Annotated in this window: 22 protein-coding genes and 1 pseudogene; 10 read left to right on the plus strand and 13 right to left on the minus strand. The window is 61.3% G+C overall.

The genetic code is table 11. From position 1 onward, the window contains the following. The first annotated feature begins 262 nt into the window (after nt 1–262). Nucleotides 263–571, plus strand: a complete 309-nt coding sequence (locus IVB50_RS19140; protein WP_018460205.1) for a hypothetical protein — start codon at nt 263–265, stop codon at nt 569–571. A gap of 208 nt (nt 572–779) precedes the next feature. Here the strand turns inward: IVB50_RS19140 and IVB50_RS19145 are convergent, their stop codons facing one another. Then, entirely contained in the window at nt 780–1,715 is a 936-nt protein-coding gene (locus IVB50_RS19145; protein WP_247296969.1) for a phosphatase PAP2 family protein, read from the minus strand. 215 nt (nt 1,716–1,930) lie between these two features. Between IVB50_RS19145 and IVB50_RS19150 the strand changes: the two genes are divergently transcribed. Next, nucleotides 1,931–2,071 (plus strand): hypothetical protein, encoded by a 141-nt coding sequence (locus IVB50_RS19150; protein ID WP_247296970.1) that lies wholly within the window; start codon nt 1,931–1,933, stop codon nt 2,069–2,071. A 54-nt stretch (nt 2,072–2,125) separates the two neighbouring features. On the opposite strand, the gene IVB50_RS19155 is transcribed toward IVB50_RS19150, so the two are convergent. Further along, the gene (locus IVB50_RS19155; RefSeq protein WP_026232836.1) at nt 2,126–3,247 is read right to left on the minus strand and encodes an acyltransferase; all 1,122 of its coding nucleotides are present in this window, start codon (nt 3,245–3,247) and stop codon (nt 2,126–2,128) included. Nucleotides 3,248–3,810: 563 nt separating this feature from the next. On the opposite strand from IVB50_RS19155, the gene IVB50_RS19160 reads away from it, so the two are divergent. Continuing rightward, nucleotides 3,811–4,098 carry a glyoxalase superfamily protein gene (locus IVB50_RS19160; RefSeq protein ID WP_245288406.1) on the plus strand — a complete coding sequence of 96 codons (288 nt, stop codon included), beginning with the start codon at nt 3,811–3,813 and terminating at the stop codon, nt 4,096–4,098. A 72-nt stretch (nt 4,099–4,170) separates the two neighbouring features. On the opposite strand, the pseudogene IVB50_RS19165 reads toward IVB50_RS19160, so the two are convergent. From IVB50_RS19165 to IVB50_RS19180, 4 genes and pseudogenes are all read right to left on the minus strand, one after another. Further along, nucleotides 4,171–4,423: pseudogene (locus tag IVB50_RS19165) on the minus strand (PilZ domain-containing protein). Next, complete coding sequence (locus tag IVB50_RS19170) at nt 4,423–4,794, minus strand: GGDEF domain-containing protein (RefSeq protein ID WP_245288402.1); 372 nt, start codon at nt 4,792–4,794, stop codon at nt 4,423–4,425. Before IVB50_RS19170 ends, IVB50_RS19165 begins: the two are co-directional and overlap by 1 nt. A gap of 619 nt (nt 4,795–5,413) precedes the next feature. Continuing rightward, nucleotides 5,414–6,244, minus strand: a complete 831-nt coding sequence (locus IVB50_RS19175) for an alpha/beta fold hydrolase (RefSeq protein ID WP_018454885.1) — start codon at nt 6,242–6,244, stop codon at nt 5,414–5,416. 156 nt (nt 6,245–6,400) lie between these two features. Next, entirely contained in the window at nt 6,401–8,197 is a 1,797-nt protein-coding gene (locus tag IVB50_RS19180; protein WP_247296971.1) for a POTRA domain-containing protein, read from the minus strand. A 130-nt stretch (nt 8,198–8,327) separates the two neighbouring features. Here IVB50_RS19180 and IVB50_RS19185 point away from each other — a divergent pair, with 130 nt between their 5' ends. Both IVB50_RS19185 and IVB50_RS19190 read left to right on the plus strand, forming a co-directional pair. Then, complete coding sequence (locus IVB50_RS19185) at nt 8,328–9,614, plus strand: FecR family protein (protein WP_247296972.1); 1,287 nt, start codon at nt 8,328–8,330, stop codon at nt 9,612–9,614. A 59-nt stretch (nt 9,615–9,673) separates the two neighbouring features. Then, nucleotides 9,674–12,412 carry an EAL domain-containing protein gene (locus IVB50_RS19190; protein WP_247296974.1) on the plus strand — a complete coding sequence of 913 codons (2,739 nt, stop codon included), beginning with the start codon at nt 9,674–9,676 and terminating at the stop codon, nt 12,410–12,412. Nucleotides 12,413–12,609: 197 nt separating this feature from the next. Here the strand turns inward: IVB50_RS19190 and IVB50_RS19195 are convergent, their stop codons facing one another. The 6 genes from IVB50_RS19195 to IVB50_RS19220 form a co-directional block, all read right to left on the minus strand. Continuing rightward, nucleotides 12,610–13,353, minus strand: coding sequence for a hypothetical protein (locus IVB50_RS19195; protein ID WP_247296976.1), 744 nt, complete (start codon nt 13,351–13,353; stop codon nt 12,610–12,612). After that, nucleotides 13,350–13,766 carry a phage holin family protein gene (locus IVB50_RS19200; protein ID WP_247296977.1) on the minus strand — a complete coding sequence of 139 codons (417 nt, stop codon included), beginning with the start codon at nt 13,764–13,766 and terminating at the stop codon, nt 13,350–13,352. Before IVB50_RS19200 ends, IVB50_RS19195 begins: the two co-directional genes overlap by 4 nt. Continuing rightward, a complete protein-coding gene (locus IVB50_RS19205) occupies nt 13,763–14,362 on the minus strand; it encodes a hypothetical protein (RefSeq protein ID WP_247296978.1) in 600 nt (199 codons plus the stop codon). The genes IVB50_RS19200 and IVB50_RS19205 overlap by 4 nt, the downstream gene beginning before the upstream one ends. A 92-nt stretch (nt 14,363–14,454) precedes the next feature. Further along, nucleotides 14,455–15,531 (minus strand): DUF3618 domain-containing protein, encoded by a 1,077-nt coding sequence (locus IVB50_RS19210; RefSeq protein WP_346659514.1) that lies wholly within the window; start codon nt 15,529–15,531, stop codon nt 14,455–14,457. 357 nt (nt 15,532–15,888) lie between these two features. Continuing rightward, nucleotides 15,889–16,074, minus strand: a complete 186-nt coding sequence (locus IVB50_RS19215) for a hypothetical protein (protein WP_018454877.1) — start codon at nt 16,072–16,074, stop codon at nt 15,889–15,891. 261 nt (nt 16,075–16,335) lie between these two features. Then, entirely contained in the window at nt 16,336–16,596 is a 261-nt protein-coding gene (locus IVB50_RS19220) for a hypothetical protein (RefSeq protein WP_026232833.1), read from the minus strand. A 267-nt stretch (nt 16,597–16,863) separates the two neighbouring features. Here IVB50_RS19220 and rocF point away from each other — a divergent pair, with 267 nt between their 5' ends. From rocF to IVB50_RS19240, 4 genes are all read left to right on the plus strand, one after another. Next, nucleotides 16,864–17,841, plus strand: coding sequence for an arginase (rocF, locus tag IVB50_RS19225; protein ID WP_026232832.1), 978 nt, complete (start codon nt 16,864–16,866; stop codon nt 17,839–17,841). 161 nt (nt 17,842–18,002) lie between these two features. Further along, nucleotides 18,003–19,274: a sulfite dehydrogenase gene (soxC, locus tag IVB50_RS19230; protein WP_247296979.1), complete on the plus strand. Its 1,272-nt coding sequence runs from the start codon at nt 18,003–18,005 to the stop codon at nt 19,272–19,274. Beyond that, a complete protein-coding gene (locus IVB50_RS19235; RefSeq protein WP_018454873.1) occupies nt 19,261–19,803 on the plus strand; it encodes a cytochrome c in 543 nt (180 codons plus the stop codon). The genes soxC and IVB50_RS19235 overlap by 14 nt, the downstream gene beginning before the upstream one ends. A 102-nt stretch (nt 19,804–19,905) precedes the next feature. Further along, nucleotides 19,906–20,202: a hypothetical protein gene (locus IVB50_RS19240; protein WP_018454872.1), complete on the plus strand. Its 297-nt coding sequence runs from the start codon at nt 19,906–19,908 to the stop codon at nt 20,200–20,202. Nucleotides 20,203–20,208: 6 nt separating this feature from the next. Here IVB50_RS19240 and IVB50_RS19245 read toward each other — a convergent pair whose 3' ends face one another. After that, entirely contained in the window at nt 20,209–21,423 is a 1,215-nt protein-coding gene (locus IVB50_RS19245) for a mandelate racemase/muconate lactonizing enzyme family protein (protein ID WP_247296980.1), read from the minus strand. Between the two features lie 167 nt (nt 21,424–21,590). On the opposite strand from IVB50_RS19245, the gene IVB50_RS19250 reads away from it, so the two are divergent. Continuing rightward, on the plus strand, nt 21,591–21,779 hold the full coding sequence (locus tag IVB50_RS19250) for a hypothetical protein (protein ID WP_247296981.1): 189 nt from the start codon (nt 21,591–21,593) through the stop codon (nt 21,777–21,779). Nucleotides 21,780–21,878 lie beyond the last annotated feature (99 nt).

Consider the following 21,878-nt stretch of genomic DNA (forward strand, 5'->3'; position numbering starts at 1 on the left):
GGATCGGCTCAGATCGTTCAACTTCTGCATGGGGCGCTCCATCGGTTCATCAGCAACAATGGATGCAATATCCTCGTCGCCGCCCCATAGCATCTCCCTTGGCTGCTCTTTTTATTCGTAAGGGCGTACTCCGGCGAGGGTGACAGATCTTATGAGTGCACGTCCTTGTTCGAAATCTTTGCAAATCTCTGAAACTCTTCAAAGTCCGCAGTTTGTCCGTCGCGGATCTCGAACGAAAGGTTGATCCTTCCTCCGACACTTGATGCGCGCGCTCCTGCGGTTTGGCCTCATAGTTTGCGGCCGGCTCATGGCCGAATCTTCTGCATTTGCCGCGGGAACGATCTCCGGCATCTCAATGATGCAGCAGCTTGACGAGTTCGCAAAGCCGCTTGGAGGTGGAAAGCTCTTCCTTATTCAAGCTGGCACCACATCCGCCCCTCAGAACTGCTACCAAGACACGGCTCTCACCCTAGCCTGGCCGAAGCCGATCACGCTTGATGCCGCCGGCCGCGTGCCGCAGCTCTTCTGCGTTGACGGCAACATCAAAATCCGCTCACGGGGACGGCCCTAAAAAAATTGACACCCGAGCTACAAAAGACTTTTTCAACAGAATCGGTCAAAAGGCGAAGAACTGGACGTGAGCAAATCTAGTCCGCCATGCCTCGCTGAGCAGACCTCAATATGGCGCGCCACGACTTCGCTGATGGGCCACAAGTGGACTTCAATCTGCTTGACCTCTGCCAAGACAAATCGCTCTGTCGCTTGCAGGGCGTGGATTACTATCCGGCCGCGTGAGATGGCGAGGTGTTCCATCGCGCAAACAAAACGCCCCAGCGAAGCTGTCGAAGGCAAGCGAGGCAGAGAACGACACCCGCGCCAGCGATGACATCAATGAAATAATGACCGCCGACAGTAGGTGTTGCAGCAAGCATCACCATGTTCAAGACAAAGTATAGCGGGAAAAGCATCTTCACGCCTCGACTGGCGTATATAAGTATTATGGCCAGCGCAGCGTGGAACGAAGGAAATGTGATCAGGCCATTCACGTGCGTCAACGAAATGCGTGTCATCTCGCCGCTTCGGAGTGCATTAAAATCGATCAAATGGTACGCGTCGACGCGTTCGACGACGCCGAAGTATACCCATGCGCTCGCTGCCGGCAGTATCCACGAGATCGGAAGAATCACGAGGAGGGATGTTACGAACAGCCAAACAAACTCTCGCATCCTTTCAAATCGCCCGCACGCACTCAACCACACCAACAAGATGGCGACCTGCGGCATACAGCTGTGATACGCGACTGCGAGGACCGCTTTGATAATTGGTCTGACCTCAACCCACTCAAAGAAAGCCAGCCAATTCAGTTTCAGCAGGGTGTCGACACCGGCCAGCTGGGAATCGACCAACGGAAACTTTGCCGTGATGGTTAGATAACTCAGGATCGCGCCCACGACCGTAAAGGCAATGATCTGAGCCAAAGCCGTGGCAAGCTCAGCGATACGCCGATCCGGCCTCAACCTCGTGTAAACAAACGAGAGAAGAGCGGCAGCGCAGAACGCAATTGCTTGCGTCGGATCGATGGCCATCGTCATCCCAGCGGCGCGAAGCCATATGAGGTCGACGGCTGCAACAATTGCAATTGCGATCCATAAGCGCAGAATTTCGCTGCCTCGATAAGCATTCAAAACGGCAAAGACAAAGCCTCCCTTTCGCATCACTCAGTCCATCCATCGCATCGTTTGGGATCCCTGACCCCTCTTAGATTGTCGATACCTGAGGCTCATCTAATGCTTTCTTAATTCGGCTTGTACATGTTCAGGGTGTGCGCCTCGGTAGGTTCCGCGCTGCTCATCAAATTTTACTACGCCTGTTCGCATTGAATCATCGGCTGGCCGTAGGCCCGGCGGGGCTCACGTAGGTACGAGTCACCGTGGCCCTGGAACGGCTGCTGGCGGCAGGTCGGCTGTGGGCCATGTGCGGCATCAGCGGTATGTCGAATGAGGAGTCGCCGGACAAGCATGCCGCTCGCCCGGTGACCACGGTCATCGCTGCGCAACAGGACAAGGGCTGAAGGGAAAGCTGGCGCCGATCAGACTGCTCGAGGGAACGCGTTCCGGAGCATACATCAGCACGACGACGTCTGATCGCTACGTAGCGCCGCTGCCGCTATACTGAGCGAGACTTGTGTATTTGGCTTTGTATAGACCCGACGAAGCCGAAGAAAAGGCGCTTCCACGTAAGTGAAACTGATGACCCCGATCGGAATCATCAGGGTGAAACAGGCGAATGACCACGCGAGCGCAACGTAGAAGTTAGAGATGTCCATGAAGTGGCGTTGAACGAATTCCGCTAGTTGGAACACGAAGAACGTATGCAGCAGGTAGATCGAATAGCTATATTCGCCGATCTTCGAGAACGCCCATGAAATGCCAGCGCTTCCCAGCTTGAAGCTCGTGTCATAGTAGGCAATAAGCGATGAGTAGGTGACGGCTTCGGCGGTAGGGAGGATTATCCACAGCGGATTGCGCTCTGTTCCGTAGAAGCCTCCGGCAAGGTCGAAATTCCAGAACCCAATAGTGAACGCTGTGAGTATCCCGACGGCGGAAAAATGCCTTCCGGTGAAAATGTGACGATAGCTGAACGCGGTGATGCCCAAAGCGAACTGGTCTATGCGGCCAATGATCGTGTAGTACGCGAAGTATTCGATTTCCCCGAGCATCAGGAAGATGATGGAGCGCAGGGCCATCGCTGCCGCCACGAAGACGACTGGCGCCCACTTGTGGCGCCTGCTCATGTAGATCAGGAGGGGTAACGCGATGTAGAAATGCATTTCGACCGTGATGGACCATCCGCCATTCGGCCAAGCGGGGACGACGAATCCGCTGACCATATTGGCGACGTATACACCTAGGCTCTCGCCCACCGCATACCTGCTGATCCCAACTAGGATGAGGACGAGGACTAGGAGGGGTGCGAGCCGGATGAAACGGTTCCAGAAAAATGCAAGGTAGTTTATCGATTTTCCGTCAAGCAATTTCGCGAAAAGATATCCGCTAAGCACCATGAACAGCGCCACTCCCGTGTGACCTTCATCAAATAGGGCCAGCGGAAACACAGCTGGGGCGCCCTCGAACGTCCCAGGATAACCACCAGTGGCATGCGTGAAGTGCCAAGCGAACACCATGAGCACCGCCACTGCCCGAACGTGGTCAAGCCCGATGAAGTGCAAGCCGGATGATGACCTCAATTGTGACCCTCAACTATCGAAACGTGCGGAAACCCAAGTGGCTTTGCGTCTTAGAGATAGATGAGCAAAGTAACTAACGTTTAAGGCCAGGTTCTCACGAAAGCTGCTTCGGTTCTCGAAATCGGTCAACTGTAGGTCTAACCCGTTACTCGGCTCCTAAAAATGTCCGCAATCAGTCAAAAGCGCCGGTCCGGCGCTCCATTGTAAACTTCCGGTCTGCCCTCTAAACCGACATGCCGCGGCTCCACGTCAACGGTAGCGAAGGGCTAAAAGCTGCCCTTGCGCACCATTCCGCGATTGGGCCGCTATGGGCCATGCGCGCAAATTCAGCCGGCCCGTGTTGGCGCGAAACGCCTGATTGACACTCGGCTATATCTCGGCGAAACTTCGCGCCGGTTGATACGACCAGCTGGTTGCACCCTTACGGGAACGGTAAAAGTATCGGGCCGCCCTTCATGGCTTCCCTTGATCGGAGCATCCGGGTCAGAAACGCACCACCTGACATACCGGGTTCGCTCTACTCAAAGGAAGAAGTCACGCGCGATTTTCGCGATGCAAAGGCTATGGCGCATACGCTGCGCAGTTCTCTTTCCGCAAGAGCTGTCAATATCAGTCATAGCGAGAGCCTTGAGCTGGTTTCTAAGATGTTTGGCGTTGCGGATTGGAATACGCTGTCTGCCGAAATCGAGAGCGGTGGTCAAAAGCTGTTAGTGCGGTCGGACGCGCCGATGAATAGGGCCGTGAGACGCTTCTTTGCGATTCTATGCGCGACCTTGAGCCATTCCCCGGTGCGACTTATCCGGTGTTCGCCTGCCGCCCGAAACCCTTCATGCATTGAACCAAGCTTCTAGACAGCAGCGCGAAATTGTTATCGCAGTTCAGAAGACTTCGTCGGTCGACGATCCAATCTTGGATGATATCCATCATATCGGCGTTCTCGCCGGTACCCACGCCAGTTCGCATCGGCGATAGGCAATGCCCGGTGGACGAGCACCAGGAAAAACTCCTTCAAAAGCAGCCCCTCCACGGAGCCCTCAATGAAAGCTTGGCTCCGACGTCAGATACGTCTTTCAAAGTGCAAGCGCGCTGCCACGTTCCGTCGATCGCCATCATGCTCGCCGGAATGGCCCGCTCGAACTCAACTCGCCGCGCTCCTCGCTTGTCCGGCGATCTCATCACGCGCCCTCCAGATCAGGCGTTGAGGGCACCAGCGACGGCATTTCCAGGCGCGAGGATACCAGCGAGGAGTCTGCGACCGAGCAGTCCCGGCCCTGTTCCTTTGCGTGGTACAAGGCGATGTCAGCGTCACGGGTGAGCGCCAACTCATCCGTGGTGGCGTCGCCCTTTTCGGCAACGCCCAGGCTTATAGTCACGTACTTTCGTGGCGAGCGCGGATGGTGGATCTGCAAACGAGCGACCAGCATCCGAATCGCGTCGGCCACCTTCACCGCCCTTTCTTCGTTCACGCCGGGCAGGATCACCGCGAATTCCTCGCCGCCATACCGCGCCGACAATCCTCCGGTGTTTGCGGTGGCGCTTCCGATCACCTCGGCAATGCGCTGGAGGCAACTCCCTGGCCTGGTGGCCCAGGGCGCCCTTGAACTGGTCCATGTCGATCAGCAGCACCGATTGAATGGCGTGCTTGACATAGGCCTCCCGCAGGAAGGTATCGAAGCTGCGCCGGTTCGCGAGCCTCCTCAGACCATCTGTGGTCGCGAGCTGCGCCAATGTGAGGTTGGCCAATGACAGCGCCAGAAGCGGACGGGACATGGAGGAAGTACTCTTGTTTCAAAATTACGCTAGGCAGGAGCGGACGACGTGCCCTCGCTTGAGGGCATTGCAACCAGCAGGCAAATTCGTCTTAAATGCCGGTGCATAGGGAAGCCCTGTGTGTTGTTGGCTCGCGACGCCGTCCTCATCCGCAACACGAACCCGGAAACTGCGAGAGGTCGATGCGGGCGATGATCGACCGCAGCAGCTTTCGAGCCGAACGATAGAGATGCCGGGCGAATCTCGGCGTCCTTGCCGCGGGCAGGCCAAAGCTTGTCGTATCGAGTCTTTTTGTATCGAGGCTTTCGATGGAGTGCGACACGTGCCTCTCCGAGATGGCGAGGCCTTTCTATCGTGGTCGGCTCGCGGCAGCCTTGATCTGCCGCAAGGGCCGGACTAATAGTCGCCGGGGTTCATGATCATCGGGCTTCGCGTATCGGCCGGGGCGAGCGCGCTGCTGGCGCTGTCGCGCAGGAAGCGGTCGAGTGTCGCCTGGATCTTCTCCTTGACCGCATCGGGACCGCGATCGCTCATCTCGGTATGCTGTGCGCCAGTGTGGATAATGTCGATGCCGCGCGCCTTGGCCTCTTCCGGCGTCGGCAGCACGCCGGGATCGGTTACAAAATGCGGATCCTTCGAGCGGAACGACAGGATCTTCATGTTGTCGCTAAGCACGAAAGGCACCCGCAGATTGTCGAGCGTGATCACTTTCGACACCAGCTCCGGGTGCTGATGGGCGACATACATCGAAACGTCGCCACCGTTGGAATGGCCGACGAGCGTGATGTGGTCGTAGTCGGCGTTCTCCTGCCGCCGCTTCAACTCGCCCAAGGTGAAGAGGATGTTGGCCTCGCAGCGGATATAGACCTCGCGCCGGCCGACATATTGCTGACCGGCCTTGGTCATCAGCGGCGGATCGCTCGGCAAATCCTGCTGGATGCTGGCGACGAGATAACCGCGTGCGGCGAGCACGTTGGCCAAGAAGGAATATTCGGTGGCCTTGACGGTATTGCCGTTGCTGATGATGGCGAGCGGGAGCTTCCAGAGCCCGAGATTGGCCTTGGTCTCGTAATCGCGCCGTACAGCGATTTCGACCGCAATCGGCCGCTGGCGGGCGGCGTCGAACAGGGTCAACACCTCATGGCGGATCGCGAACCGGCTGACGACGAAATACTGGCCGACGCCGAGGACGGAGAGAAACGCCAGAACTGCAAACACCTTTTTCATGGTTCCGTCTCAAATCACTTTTGACTGAACATGGTCGTTGGGAACTCCCGGATCGAGCGATCGTGAGCAGGTTACGGGATTAAATTTAGGCAAGACTATGAGCCTGGGCCCAAAAAGGGCCGCACCTCGAGGGCTACAGCGCGAAGGACAAGGGGTTTACAGACAACCGCCCTTGCCGCGTTCGGAGCAGAGCCGCAGCGCGCTTGACAGAGTAAACAGGAAGCGCGGGCTGCGGCGCTCGTTGTCGGGCGCCCGGTAGCTCAGGGGGAGGGCCACGCCGAGATCAGCCTGGAAATCGTCCGGCAGGAAGAACCGCACGCCAGCTCCGGCCGAGGTCAGCGACAGGCCCTCGCTCAGGCGGTAACCGTAGTTCCAGACTGCACCGGCGTCACCGAACGCGTAGAGCTGATAGCCGGTCCAGTAGCGGAAATTGAGCTTCTGGTCGAAGCGCAGTTCGAGCGAGCCGGCAAGACCGTTGTCACCGCTGATCTCGGCTGCGCCATAGCCGCGCCCGAAGGCAGCGCCGCCGAGATAGAATTGCTGCGAGGTGAACAGCGGCCGTGACGCCGTCTGGCTCGCAGCGGAGACCTTGAGCGACCAGACATCGTTGAGCGTCTGGTAGCGCGTGAACCAGAGGTTCAGCACGGAGAAGTTCGATGACGCGCCGTCGCGCGACAACAGGTCGTCGTCGAAATGCGAGGCACCGAAGATGTCGAGGCCCTGGCGGTAGGTCAGCGTCGCGAAATTGGTGCCGCCGAAATGATCCTGGAGCCGGTAGTCGGCGGTCAGGCTCGCGGTCCTGATGTGGTCGTTGTACCAGGGGCCGTAAAGGTCATGCTCGGACACGTTGCTGAAGGTCGTCGCCGCGGTCAGGGTCAGCGAGGAGGATTGCGACTGCAATGGGACGATGCCGGCACGCAGCTCGAACGCCTCGGTCGTGGTGATGTCGCTGTCGAGGCGGCGGGCATCGCCCGGCCTAACCGCGCTATACAGCACGGACCCGCCGAGACGCACGCCGTCGACACCGACCGGTGCATCGTAGGACAGCCGTGCGAAGCCGAGCTGGCGGGGGTCATTGGCGATGGTCGACAGGTTGACCCCCAGCGTGTCGCCGGGCGTGAGATAGGAATTGAACGCGCCGGTCGCGTAGGTCTGCCACGGACCGACTGATGATGAGCCGAGATTGTCCAGACCGAATGAGGAGAAGACGTGCCAGGTCTTCAAATAGACGATGAGGCGGAAGCGGCCGGTTGCACCGCCGATCTCCTCCAGTGCGGTATCGGTGATCCGGACGCCAGGTCTGCCGTTGATGAGAAAGAGCTGGCGTTCCAGCGTTGCCAGGCGCGACGGTTGCTCGGCCAGAACCGGCCCAAGCATCGGTCTCACGCCGAACTGCTCGGCGCCGTCGCCTTTCAGCTCGGCCTGCACGATGGCGCCTTCGATCACCTGGATCCGGAGCAGGCCGTCGGCAATGTCCTGCGGCGGCACGATCGCACGGCTCAAGTGAAAACCATCGGCGCGGTAGAGATCGCTGATCGCGCCGGCGATCGCGGCGAGATCCGCCTGCGAAACCTTCTTGCCGACATAGGGCTGGTAGACCGCGGCGATGCGATCGCGGGAAATGGCCCGAGCTCCGCTGACCTCGATGCCGCGCAGCACGAACTGAGGCTTGGTATCGCCGCCGGTGTTGGGCTGGTCGACTGTCGGGAGCCTGACCGGCGGACGGTTCAGCGATTCCCGCTCGGTTTGGTTTTCAAAATATTTCTGAGGTTGGCGCGGATCGAACCCTGGCTGGTTCGCCTGCTGCGCGAAAGCCTGAGGAACTCCCGCGAAGATCGGCGCCAACAGCACCGCTGTGGTAACGAGATGCCGCTTCCCAACGCGCGCGACTCGCATGTCCCCGTAGTTTGACGGAGATGCGCCCGTGAAGCGGTAAGGGTTCGTTAGCCACATGATTTTTCATAGTTTTTTATGGTCAACGAATGGTTAACGCGACCGCTCCGGTGGCCGCTTCCTGCTAATCCTATGTTGAGTGATTTCGGATACCCCTCAAGGCCGGCTGTAACGGGGACTGAGGATCGTCATGCTGAGCAAAATTGGAATGCGGTGCGCCTTGGCGGCTGCGCTGATCCTGGGAACGGCCTCCGTCGCATCCGCCGCGGACGAGGGCGTCTGGTCGGTCGGCAAGGCCAGCGGCGAGGTCTGGGTCGCCACCAGCGGCGCGCAGCAGGTTTCGCTGGACCAACAGGAGGCACTCAAGCCCGGCGATACCATTCGCACCGGACGAAATGGCCGCGTGCTGCTCGTCCGCGGCGAGGAAACGATCCTGATCTCTCCCAACTCGGTGGTGGGTTTACCGACCGAGAGCAAGGAAGGCCTTTCCACCACCATCATCCAGCAGGCAGGTTCGATCCTGCTCGAGGTCGAGAAGCGCAAGGTCAAGCATTTCGAGGTCGAGACGCCCTATCTCGCCGCTGTCGTCAAGGGAACGCAGTTCAGCGTTACCGTGAATGCGGGCAGCACCAAAGTCGGCGTGCTCCGCGGCCAGGTCGAGGTCTCCGACTTCAAGACGGGACAGATCGCCCAGGTCCTGCCGGGGCAGGCCGCCACCGTCTTCGAGCATGGCAAGCCCGGCCTTTCTCTCAGCGGCTCCGGGACCTTCAATCCGATCGAGCACGGCAAGCCGCGCGCCTCGAGCATCGAGCGCGTCCCCGTGCCGAAATCAGGCCTGTCGGCCCCGCGCAACGCCGCGAACGGCCATGCGATCCACGCGCTCGGTCCGATCGACAAGGGCGCCAAGGCGGCCGCCGCGCTCAAGCCATCGCAACAGGCGGCCGGAGCTCACGCGCCCAAGGGCGGTGCTGCGAAGGCTGATGCTGCAAAGCCCGGCGTCGTGCGCATCTCGAGTTCGCTGGGCGAGGTCAAGCTGAACGTCCACAAGGTCACGCACGGGCTCGCCCACGGCGGCGGTGCCCCCGGACAGGGGCGCAACGCGCACGCCAGCACCGAGACGGTCTGGGGCGACTCGAAAGCGGGCACAACGGCATCCAACGGCACCGCCCACACTGCGGTGACCACGAGCAGCGGCGTGACGGCTGGCACCAGTTCGTCGGCTGCGAGCACGACAATAGCCGCCACCACGGCCGGTGCATCCAGCGACGGCTCTGGCGGCGGCAACGGAGACTCCGGTGGCAAGACCAAACCGGACAAGGGCAAATCCGGTAACGGCAATTCCGGCAGTGGGAATTCCGGCAATGGTAACGGCAACAACGGCGCCACCGGTAACGGCCGGGGTAACAACGGCAACGGCAATGGCGGCGGCAACGGCAGCAATGGTCACGGCAATGCCCTTGGCCACAACAAGCACTGAGGCGATGTCTTAGGGGATGAGGGGGCGCACCTGCGGAAGCGGGTGCGCAGGAGGATCGGGTGGGACGCTTTCGGCCGCATATTCTTGTCGTGACAGCGCTGGCGATCGTGCTGTCCACGGGGTGGCATGGTGCGCTTCGCAACGCGCTGACCGACCTGCGGTTCGCCTGGCAATCGCGTGCCGCGACCGGCAATGTCGTCGTGGTGGCCATCGACGCGCCCTCGATCGATCAGATCGGGGTGTGGCCCTGGCCGCGCCGGCTGCACGCGGAACTGTTGCACAGGTTAGAGGCCGCGGGGGCGCAGGACGTCGCTTTCGACGTCGATTTCAGCTCGCCATCCGATCCGGCCTCCGACGAGGCTTTCGTCAAAGCGCTGCGTGAGGCCGGGGGCTCGACCATCCTGCCGTCCTTCAAGCAGCCCGCGCCGAATGGCGGCGCAGCTCACATCAATCGCCCCCTGAAGCCGTTCGGCAACCAGTCGTGGCCGGCGCTGGTCAATGTCGCGATCGAATCCGACGGGCTCGTTCGCCGCTATCCGTTCGGCGAGAAGCTCGGCGAGGCCGTGATGCCGTCGATGGCCGTCGTGCTGGCCGGGCAGGACGCCAATCGGCGGCCGCCTTTCCTGATCGATTTCAGCATTCGGGCGAACTCGGTTCCGAGTGTCTCCTATGTCGACGTGCTCCGCGGCGAAACCGCCGCTCTGGACAAGCTGAGAGACAAGAAGATCATCATTGGAGCGACGGCGCTCGAACTCGGCGACCGCTTCAGCGTTCCGAATGGCCGCATCATCTCCGGACCCATCCTCCAGGCGCTGGCAGCGGAATCGATCCTCCAGAACCGGATGCTGCGCTGGACCTCCGATACCGGGATGATCCTGGGTCTCGCTGGGATCTGCCTGCTGATGGTGTATTCGTGGCGCCGCTTCGGACCGGGAATTCGCGCCGCAATCCTGATCTCGGTCGGGGCGGTTTTCGAGCTGTTGGCGGTCCTCGTGCAGGCAAGATGGCCCTTCATCATCGACACATCGCTGTTCCACATCGCGATTGTCGCCTATCTGACGGCAATTGCACTCGACGAAATCGATTTCCGAGGTCTCCTGGGGCGCATCGCCGAAAGCCGCTTTCATCGTATCGCGATGTCGCTCGGCGATGGCCTCATCTGCACCGACGAAGATCAGCTCATCACCGTGTGGAATCCCGGCGCCAGTGCGATCTTCGGCTATCTGCCCGCCGAGATCATCGGCCGCCCGTTCGAAACGTTGTGCGCCGTGGCGGGGGACGGTGACGCGAGGCCGTCCATGCGCGACGCCGCGCGCCAGGCACTCCTGGTCCCTGGCGGGGCGGTCGTCGTCGAGTTCGAAGGGCGGCGCAAGAACGGTGAAACTTTCCCGGTCGAGGCGAGCTTCTCGGGCTGGCAGGGAACGGACGGCTTCCAGTACGGAGCCATCCTGCGCGATATCTCGGTCCGCAAGCGTGAGGCCGAACGCGTCAGATATCTCGCCGAGTACGACGCGCTGACCGGTCTTGCCAACCGCAACACGCTGCATGCCGGACTGGTCGGCATGATCGCGGATGCGGGGCAGCGCCCTTGCGAGGTCGCGTTGCTCGTGATCGGGCTCGACGGCTTCCAGAGCATCAATGACATGTCGGGTCATTCGGCCGGAGATCTCGTGCTGCAGGCGGTCGCTGGTCGCCTGAGAGCCGAGGCGCGCGGCGCTGTCGTTGCCCGGCTTGGCGGAGACGAATTCGCCATTGCGCGCAAAGGCGCCGATGGTGACCCGCCAATCGCAGAGTTCGCCGAGCGCATCGCGCGCGCCTTCGAAGCGCCGCTTGCGACCGGCACGCGGCAGCATCGCGTCAGAATCAGCATCGGCGTCGCCATCCATCCGGAAGGCGGGCACAACGCCGACGATCTCCTGAGCAATGCCCATCTCGCTCTGAGCAAGGCAAAGCTGACCCGGCGGGGCAGCCATGTGATCTTCGAGAGCGCGATCCGGGAGGAGCTGGAGAACCGGCTGACGCTGGAGAGTGAATTGGCGCTTGCCGCCGATCGCGGCGAGTTCGAGCTGTTCTACCAGCCCCAGGTTCGCCTGGTCGATGCCAGCCTGGTCGGGGCCGAAGCGCTGATCCGCTGGCGGCATCCCGTGCGCGGCTACGTTTCGCCAGGAGAGTTCATGCCGGTGGTCAATAGCTCGGCCCTGTCCGAGCGGATCGGAAACTGGGTGATGGAGAACGCCTGCCGGCAGGCACGCGCCTGGGAATTGTCCGGCGACAGAGTGCGCGTCGCGATCAATTTGTCGCCCTCGCAGTTGCAGTCCGGCGATCTGGCGCATTCGGTTGCGGGGATGCTCGAAGCGACGGGGCTCACACCGTCGCTGCTCGAGCTCGAGGTTACCGAGGACATCCTGCTTCATGATGAAGCGCGCGTGCTCGACATGTTCAAACGCATCCAGCAGCTCGGCGTCCGCGTCCTGTTCGACGATTTCGGCACCGGCTATGCAAGCCTGAGCTATTTGAAGAAGTTTCCGCTCGACGGGCTCAAGATCGACCGGTCGTTCGTGTTCGGTCTGCTCGCGGACTCCGACGATGCCGCGATCGTCGGGTCGACCATCGGCCTCAGCAAACAGCTCGGATTGACAGTCGTGGCCGAAGGCATCGAGAACCGCGCGACGGCCGATTTCCTGGTGAGCATGGGATGCGAGGAAGGCCAGGGCTATTTCTTCGGCCGTCCGATGCCGGCGGAAGCATTCGAGCGGCAATTCTTCGCAGCCGAGTGCGCCGCCGTCAGTGCCGCCTGAACACTTGAGCTTCGCGATCAAGATCCCATAAGGTCGCTTTCAACAGCCACTTCTGAGCGATGCGAAGCAGATCTACTGCTACGAGGAGCGCTGATCACGAATCGGGAGCGCGAGCTGGGCCCCTAGATGATGCGCTGATGTTGTACGCGGAATAATTCGGAAGAGTCGCCGCGGACGTCGCGACGACTCTTCAGTGGTCACAGCACATTAGGCGACTTGGCCCTTTCACGGGCTGCTTCGACTGCATCCATCCCGGTCTGCCTGATTCGATCCAGAGCCTCGCCGCCGGTATCGGAGACCTCTGCTAACAGCGTGTCGGAGTTTTCGCGCAACGCCTGCGAGACGGCACCAACACGGGTGTTCAGGTCGGCCTTCACAGCATCGCTGGTCTCTCCGACATACTCATTCTCAATGTCGGTGGTTCTAAATGCCCCTGCGACTGCGGCGCCAATGGCCAAGCCGACGACGCCAAGCACCAGCGGTTGCTTTTCGAGCACATCAGACAATGACGACTTTGCTTTTGAGACGGCTTCGCCGCCCGGAATCTGGTCGCGCACTTTAGCGAAGCCGTCCCGCGCCATCTCTAGGCCGTCCTCGAACTGAGCCCTCATCTTGTCCGCGGTTCCTGACAGAACGCCGGATGCAGCGTCCTTGGCTGACTGCAACGTGTCTTCGCCATCGAGGGACCCTATGTGATCCATTTCGGGCGCCGTGGGCGGCGCCGCAGTGCGCTGGATCGCCGATGCCGCGGTCCGCATCGTGCTCACCCCGCCATCGACCACACCGGACGCGGCGGCCGCCGTCGACCGAGCTGCGCCCTTGATCCTGTCTTCACCAGCCATAAGCCACAGCGCGCCGCCTCCAATTAGAACGGCGGCAAGGGGATTTTCCTTGGCCGCTGCGACCAGATTGTCGAAAAAGCCGGTTTGCGTGCTCCTCATCGGACCATTCCCTTCACGCTGTCCTTGTCCTTTTCCAGCTGCCGGATGGTCTCCCGCGGCGCAAGATTACGGGCGTCCATCCGATTGATGCCGACCGCAAACAGCACGCCCGCAATGGCGCCAGCGAGGATCGCGGATGTCAGGTAGGAAAGCGGTTGCGACCATCCCGCGGAGATCAACGCCGCCGACAATGCGAACAGCGCCATCACAATGGCGGGGGTCACCAGAAGGGCGCCACCGGCAATGAAGCCTGCTGCTCCCGTTATCTTCTGCACTCTGTCGCTGAGTTCAGCCTTGGCCAAGTCGATTTCGTTCTGGAACAGCTTGGCGAACTGCCCCATCGCGTCCGCTACAAGCGTGGAGATGGTCCGAAGATCGTTCTGGCTTGTCTTGATATCGTGCTGAATGGTCATGATACGCTGCCGCCTTTGAAGGACGTCGTTCGCTGCGGATTGTTGCCGGATACCGATGAGCCCTGCATGGAAGCCTGCCCGGCTCCCGTGGAAGACGTGCTTCCGCGCCACGTGTCGCCCTGCGTCGACGACGTTCCACTACTCATCCCAGGTCGCGATGAAGGCGAGTCACCGCCGGAGGCCTTCAGGAAACGGACGGCGGCGAAACCGGCGAGCACCGAAACGCCAAGGAAAGCGGCAGGCTGACGCTTTGCGAAATCGGTTGCGCCATCGAGGAGATCGCGGAAGCTGCCGTTGCGGATCTTCTCGGCGGTATCTTCAACATAGTCCGCGGCGGAGTTGATGCCGCGGGCGGCAAAAGGCACATCGCTCTCGAAGGCGCGAGCCGCTTCCCGAACATTGCCGGCAAGTCGCTCAATGAACTCGGCTCCAGTCCGCTGCTGCTCGCGTGCCTGGCCGCGAATCTGGTCCATGGTCCCCGAAGCGAGGTCCTTGGCCGCATCCCCGGCTTCCTTGAACTTGTCCTGGGCGATGTCAGCGGTTGCCCGGAAGGCCTCGTCGGCCCGCTGCTTCACAGTCGCTCCAGCCTCCGCCATTTGGTCCTTCAGGTTCTTCGGAGAACCCGCGTTCCGATCTTCGTTTGAATTCGTGCCTCTGCTCAGGTCTAGATCGCTCATGGTGTGTTCCTTCAGGTATTGGAATTGCGGGAGGGATTGAAAGCGGCTCCGACGACGTCGTCGGCGGCTGTCTTGAGCGAGTCAGCGAGGTTCTGAGTCATGCGGCTGGCATGCTCACCGAGGCCGGCCTCGGCGACTCTGCTTGTTGCCGCGTCGGCTGCCGACATTGCGGCATCTTTGGCGGCGTCAAATCCGGACTGAGCGGCCTCGGCGGCGGCCCGCTTCACGCCGTCGCTCGCCTGGCTCATGGCCTTGGCTTCAACCTTGGTTTCCGGAAGAGCGGCTGCGATAATGGCTCCGATCGCCACCCCAAGACCGGCGATTAGCGCGGCATTATCGCTAATGATCGCGCGAGCTTGTTCGGGCGCCCTTCCGGCAGCGTCCTTAGCTGCGGAGGCACTGTCCTTCGCCGCATCCACCCCGCTCTTGAGCTTTTCGCCAATCGTCTCGGCGGCCTGGGAGGCCCGTGCGCGTAAATCCGCCGCGAGACCGGCAGTCGAATCTTGCGCCTCGTCGGCCATGCTCGCGGCCTGATTGCGGGCGGAAGATAGTTGATCCCTGAGATCGCCTTGCATGGCGCGCGCTCGATCCGCCATGTCCTCGAAAACCTCGTTCGCCTTGTCCATCGCAGGGCCGGAAACCTCGGCGGCGCGGTCTCGCACGGTTTTCGAGGTGAGCGCCAAGCCGGCACCGATCATCAAAAGCGGCAAGGGGACACCACGCGCCAAGCGTAGGAGTGGAACCACCACGGCGGTCCCGGCGGCCACGCTCCACATCGGGTTGTCCATAACTTGCTGTTTCAGTCCGTCCACCCAGCTCTTTGTCGTGTGGGTGACATAGTCGGATACTTCCGACTTGATGTGCTGCGGCGACACCTTATGGCGGATGTCCTCGGCCGTCTCCGAGACCTGCTCTTTCAGCCGATCGACCGTAGCGGCCAACTCAGCGCGACTTCGCTCGGACTCACGCCTCAATTCTTCCACGGACCGCGTCATCACATCCCTCTCTCGCTTTTCGGATTTCTTGTATTCAAACTCACGGTTTTTTGAATTGTTCCTATGAGCCGCTTCGCAGTGGATTCGATCCACAGAGCGCACCTGGGATGGGCGAGAGCGCGACCTGATCTTCGTCAAAGTCGAGACCGCAATACAACTCAGGAGCCATTAGCGGCAGCTGCGATAGGAGTAGATATCAGCCAACGGGCGCAGGTGGCCTTATGGTCTACCCCACGTGCGGCCCGGGGCGTCGACCGTCGTCCGTGGTGTGCACCGCTACTGCAAGCCCTTCTTGTCATAAGCACTTCTGGTGCCGAAGAGGATCAAAGAGCCGGAGCTGTGATTGAGGACCCAACTGGCTGAGCGCCAGGAACGAACCAGCTGAACGACAGCCGATCTCCGGTCAGGAAGAGTGGCGCACATGAGCTCTGGACGATCGCCCAGCGGCATCTAGTCAGCTTCTGGACTCGCCGGATCGGGGGCAGAAATCTGCAGTCCCGCCTCGTTGAGAGCATCCGCAATTTGCTTCGCGAGCAGCTTGGCTTCTTCAATTCCTATTTTTGCGTCTGGGTAATGTGCAAAAAATGCGCAAATGGTCGTGGAGATAATCGTATTCACCTGGTGCGGATCAATCATTCTACGGCACTCGAAAATGCCGCTGCTTATCGCGCGACAATTAGGATGAGATCAGTGAGGAAAAGTCCGGCTCTCATTGCGATGATGATCCCAATCGCGGCAGGTCCGCCTCTTTCTGCGGTGACCGAAAGGGACACGCCTGCTGGGTGTTTCTGAAAGAACGCAATCCCACTCCCAGAAGCGCTATTTGCCCCCAACGCTAAAGACGTTGTGCGGAAGCTCTCAGGCGCCAAGCCGAAGTGGGGCAAGTTTGATGTCTTTCTAGCGCCGACGTGCCACCGCGACGCCGAACAGGAAAGCAACGAACAGGCTGGCAAGCGGTGCTTCGCGCGTGATCGCGGCGACGGTCGCGAGGGGTTTTCCGGGCTTGCGCGCGTCGTCGATTGCGGAGGTCATGCGGTCGACAGCTGCGTGCAGGCCACCTGCGATTTCACCGATGGTGCGGGATACGTCCGTCGCGACATCAACGGCGCGCTCGGCCATGCCGGGATGTGAGGTGGACTGCGGGATCTCCGTGCTCAAGTGCGCGACCTCCGGGCTGATCAAGTGACGGAGGCCGATACCTTTGGCTATCCGCGCGAGCGCTCGTTCTGAACAGCGGGTCGCATGACCTTTGGCTATCCGCGACAGGCGCCGTGGTTTTACGGCGGGTACCGGCCTTGCATGAGCAATTCGGCGCGCGGGCTTTTGTTCCGAGACGATGCGCCCCCCGCGCCGACCGCCCCCGTGAAACGACGGATGCGAATCTCTGTTAGGCTGGCTCAAGCTTGCTGATCTCAGGAGACAGCTGTGACCGACAGGACCACGACGGATCGAGCCCGGCGCATCGCCTTGCTCGGCGCTCCCATCGACATGGGGGCTTCGCAGCGCGGTACCCTGATGGGCCCTGCGGCGCTCCGCACCGCCGGCCTTGCGACATTGCTCGAGAGCCTGGATTTCGAGGTCGTCGATTACGGCGATCTCTCGGTGGCCGAGCTCCGGGACCTCGCCGACAGGCCCCCCGACAAAGCCAATCACTACCGCGAAATCCAGCGCTGGACACGCGTGCTGAGCCGCAGAGGCTACGAGATCGCGAAAACCGGCGCGCTGCCGATTTTTCTCGGCGGCGATCACACGTTGTCGATGGGATCGGTGAATGCCATGGCCCGTCACTGGCAGGAGCGCGGACGCGAGCTGTTCGTGCTCTGGCTCGATGCACATGCCGACTACAACACGCCGGAGACGACGATCACCGCCAACATGCACGGCATGTCGGCGGCATTCCTGTGCGGCGAACCCGGCCTCGACGGATTGCTCGGCGATGACCCCCGTGCTCCGATCGGTCCCGACCGGCTCGACTTGTTCGGCGCGCGCTCGATCGACAAGCTCGAAAAGGAGTTGATGCGCACGCGCCGGATCAGGGTTGTCGACATGCGCCAGATCGACGAGTTTGGCGTCGCCGTGCTGATCCGCCGCGTCATCGAGCGCGTCAGGGCCAGCAACGGCGTGCTGCATGTTAGCTTCGACGTCGATTTTCTCGACCCCTGCGTCGCACCCGGCGTGGGCACGACGGTGCCGGGCGGCGCGACCTATCGTGAGGCGCATCTGATCATGGAGCTTCTGCACGATTCCGGCGTGGTCGGATCAGTCGACATCGTCGAGCTCAATCCGTTTCTCGACGAGCGTGGCCGCACCGCGCGCACCGCGGTCGAACTGATCGGCAGTCTGTTCGGCCAGCAGATCGCCGACCGGCCGACCCCGAGCAATGCGATCGCGCCGGGCGAGTGACGGACGAGCCGTTTGTGCATTGCGAAGAAGAGAACTGCCGTCGCCGCCACCGGATTTAGATCAGTCCAGATGGAAATCGCCTGTTTTTGAAACAGGTGCGAATTGCAAATGCTCGTCGCAGAATGTTTCATGCGGGTCGCGCTTCAGCCGAGGATCCGCAAATGAGCCGCACGTTCGATGCCGACGACAAACCCGCGGGGACGACTCGCCGCCGCTTTCTGCGCGGCGGTGCTGCGGTGGCGGGTGGTACCGTCCTGGGCGCCCGCGCATCGGTTGCCGCCGAGACCGACAACCTTCCACCCAACATTCCCGAATGGATGAAGGCGCCCGGCGAACCGATGGGAAGCCAGCCCTACGGCGCGCCGTCACCGTTCGAAAAGGGCGTCGTCAAGAACATCTCGAAGACGCTCAAGCAGTACATCTCGGCCTCCAGCCGGACGCCATTGCAGGAGCTCGATGGCATCATCACGCCGAACGGACTGTTCTACGAGCGTCATCATGGTGGCGTTCCGACCATCGATCCGGCCCAGCACCGGTTGATGCTGCACGGGCTGGTCGAGCGCCCGCTGATTTTTACAATGGACGATCTCAGGCGTTTCCCGTCGGAATCGCGCGTCCACTTTCTCGAATGCTCCGGCAATCCCGGCTACAGCAAGCCTTACGGCAAGACCGCGTCGGACCTTGTAGGTCTGGTCAGTTGTGCAGAATGGACCGGCGTCAGCCTCAAGCTGGTGCTCCAGGAGGCCGGATTGAAGCCGGATGCCAAATGGATCGTCGCCGAAGGTGCCGACGCGGCTGCGCTGACGCGCAGCATCCCGATCGAGAAATGCCTTGAGGACGCCATGCTGGTCTACAGCCAGAACGGGGAGCGGCTGCGTCCGCAGCAGGGCTATCCGCTGCGGCTGTTCCTGCCGGGCTTCGAGGGCAATATGAGTGTGAAGTGGCTGCGGCGCCTGCATGTGACTGCGGAGCCGGTTTACTCGCGCGAGGAGACCTCGAAATACACAGACCTGCTGCCGGACGGCACCGCGCGTGAATTTTCGTTCTACATGGAGGCGAAGTCGATTATCACGAGGCCCTCCGGCGGCCAACGCCTGGGCGCGCCAGGCTTCCACGAGATCACGGGCATCGCCTGGAGCGGGCACGGCAAGATCGCGCGCGTCGAAGTGTCCGTCGACGAGGGAAAGAGTTGGCAAAGCGCGCAATTGCAGGAGCCGGTGCTGACGCGTGCGTTGACACGCTTTCGCTTGCCCTGGCAGTGGGACGGAAAGCCTGCCGTGATCCAGAGCCGTGCCATTGACGAAACCGGCTATGTGCAGCCGACTCTGGCCGAGCTGCTCGCGGTGCGCGGCGAGAACTATTTCTACCACAATAACGCGATCTGGCCCTGGCGCATCGCGGCTGACGGCGAGGTGACCAATGCGCTGGCGTGAGACTTGCGGCATTGCTGTCGTCATTGTGCTGTGTACGTTTCCGAGCGGAGCGCAGGCGCAGACCTCGTACGGCCTCGGACGGCCCGCGACGGCTGCGGAGATTGCGGGCTGGAATATCGATATCGGACGCGACGGCAGCAATCTGCCGAAGGGAAGCGGCTCGGTGAGCCAAGGGCGCGAGGTGTTCGCCCAGCAATGTGCATCATGCCATGGCGACAAAGGCGAGGGCGGGCTCGGTGACCGGCTCGTCGGTGGGCAGGGCACGATCGCAACGCCAAAGCCGATCCGTACGGTCGGCAGCTATTGGCCGTATGCGCCGACGCTGTTCGACTACATCCGCCGCGCGATGCCGCAGAACGCGCCGCAATCGTTGAGCGATGAAGAGGTTTATGCGGTGTCCGCCTACATCCTGAACCTGAATGGACTGGTCGGAGCGGATGCGACGCTCGATGCCAAATCGCTTGCAGCGGTCAAGATGCCGAACCGCGACCGGTTCGTCGGCGACGCGCGGCCGGATGTGAAACACTGAGCGCCTTGGGGCGACCAGGTTCCCGTATCCGCTTGGAACTTGCCTTGGCCAAGGGCGGAACTCGCAGGACGCGATTGCATTAACCTGTGAGAGGAAAAGCCTATGGATTCCACGATGGCAACGGATCGCTTCGCAAACTCCATGTCCTCAGCGCTTCGCCATCCCGGCGTAATCGCGTTGATTGTGGCCGCGTTGACGATTGCTGCGATGCTCATCGTCGATCACGGACCATGGAATCGGGCCAAAACGCAGCCCGCCCATGTTGCGATGTACGCAACCACGGGTGAAGCCGCGCGGGCCGCAGGTGCCAAAATTCTCCCGACCGAACCGCACTCCCCGATCGAGCCGGAGCGGCCGGGGCCGAAGACGTCCCCAACCGTCAATCCAGTGACGCCGTAAGACGCTCTAGCCCTTCCGGCCGTAGTTGAGCAATCCGCCGGTGGTCTTCGGCGGATGCGCGCGAAGGGCTTCCTCGTTCGGATCGGTGCCCCAGCCGGGCCGGTCCGGAATGACCAGATGGCCGTTCTGAATGTCGGGCTCATGCGTGAACAGTTCGCGGTCCCACGCCAGGCGATCGATGTCGATCTCCATGACGCGCAGGTTCGGCACGGCGGCGCAGAAATGCGCGTTCATCATCGAACAGAGATGGCCGTAGAAATTGTGCGGAGCAACGTTGACTTCGAACGCTTCCGCGGCGGCTGCGATCTTCATCGACTGCCAGACGCCGTTCCAGGGCGTGTCGATGATCGCGACGTCCATGGCCTGCTCGCGAAAATAGGGCAGGAATTCCCGCAAGCCCAATAGCGTCTCGCAGGACGAGATCGGATGCGGGCTTTGCCTGCGGATGTAACCGAGCGCTTCCGGATTGAAACTGTCGATCTCGATCCAGAACATGTCGAGGTCCGCGATGGTGCGCAGGATCTCCAGATAGCCCTCCGTCTTGGCGTTGAAGTTGCAGTCAAGCAAGATGTCGACGTCGGGGCCTGCACCGTCCCGGATCGCTTCCAAATGCATGCGCAGATCGCGCAGGATTTTGCGATCGACGTTGATCTCGGGAGCGAAGGGCGAGCCGAAGCCCGGTCGCCAACCGGTCGGTTTGCCGTCATCATAGGAGAAGATGTTGGTTTTGAGCGCGGTGAACTTCTTCTCGCGGACCTCGCGTCCGATTGCCTTGACGCCGTCGAGGTTCTCGATCGGCGGCTTGTACCAGGACGGGTGATTGATCCGCCACGTTGCGCAATGCGACCAATAGACCCTGACATGGTCGCGGATCTTGCCGCCGAGCAGTTCGTAGCAGGGCACACCAAGACATTTCGCCTTGGCATCGAGCAGCGCATTCTCGATCGCCCCGAGCGCCTGCGCCACCACGCCGCCGGCGGCGGGACGCGTGGCCGCGAACAGTTCGGCGTAGATGCGCTCGTGCCGGAAAACGTTCTGCCCGACGACGCGGGCAGACAGGCGCTGGATCGCAGCACCGACGCCGGGCGAGCCGAAGCCCTCGTCGAACTCGCTCCAGCCGACGATGCCGTCCTCGGTTGTCAGCTTGACGAAGTGGTAGTTTCTCCAGCCGGCGTCGCAGGCGAGAATTTCGAGACTTGTTGCTTTCGACGATTTGGTCATGTCGCTCCCTGTTGCCCGGCTGGGCTTTTTTCTTTGGCGGGCGCAAGCCCGGGTCCAGCCACGATTGTTAGGCTAACGGCCTTGCGCAGTGAAGCCTGGCGAGGTGTGCAGGGAAGCCCCTTCCGAACGTTCTATTGGAAAACGCGGGGAATCCGGTGGGGACAGCCATGATCTTGCCCGGGATCGTCCTGAAAAGGCGCCATGCTCTGACGTTTTTGGCCACAATCGGGATCGATCTTCCGGCCATGAGATTTCTGGCTGTGATTACGATCCTGGCGCTGCTCACGATGAGTGGAGCCGCCATTTCCGATCAGTTTCTGACGGCCGATCAGCACGTCGCGCACGGGGTGGAATAGCGCGGCGGCGTATACGTTTTTGTCTTGGGGGAGACAGCGATGCTTTCGATCGACCAATTCCTGCGCTTCATCAGCGTGCCGGCTGTGTTCGCGGCCTTC

Origin of the sequence: Bradyrhizobium sp. 87 (genome assembly GCF_023073015.1) — a bacterium.
GTDB lineage: Bacteria > Pseudomonadota > Alphaproteobacteria > Rhizobiales > Xanthobacteraceae > Bradyrhizobium > Bradyrhizobium canariense_D.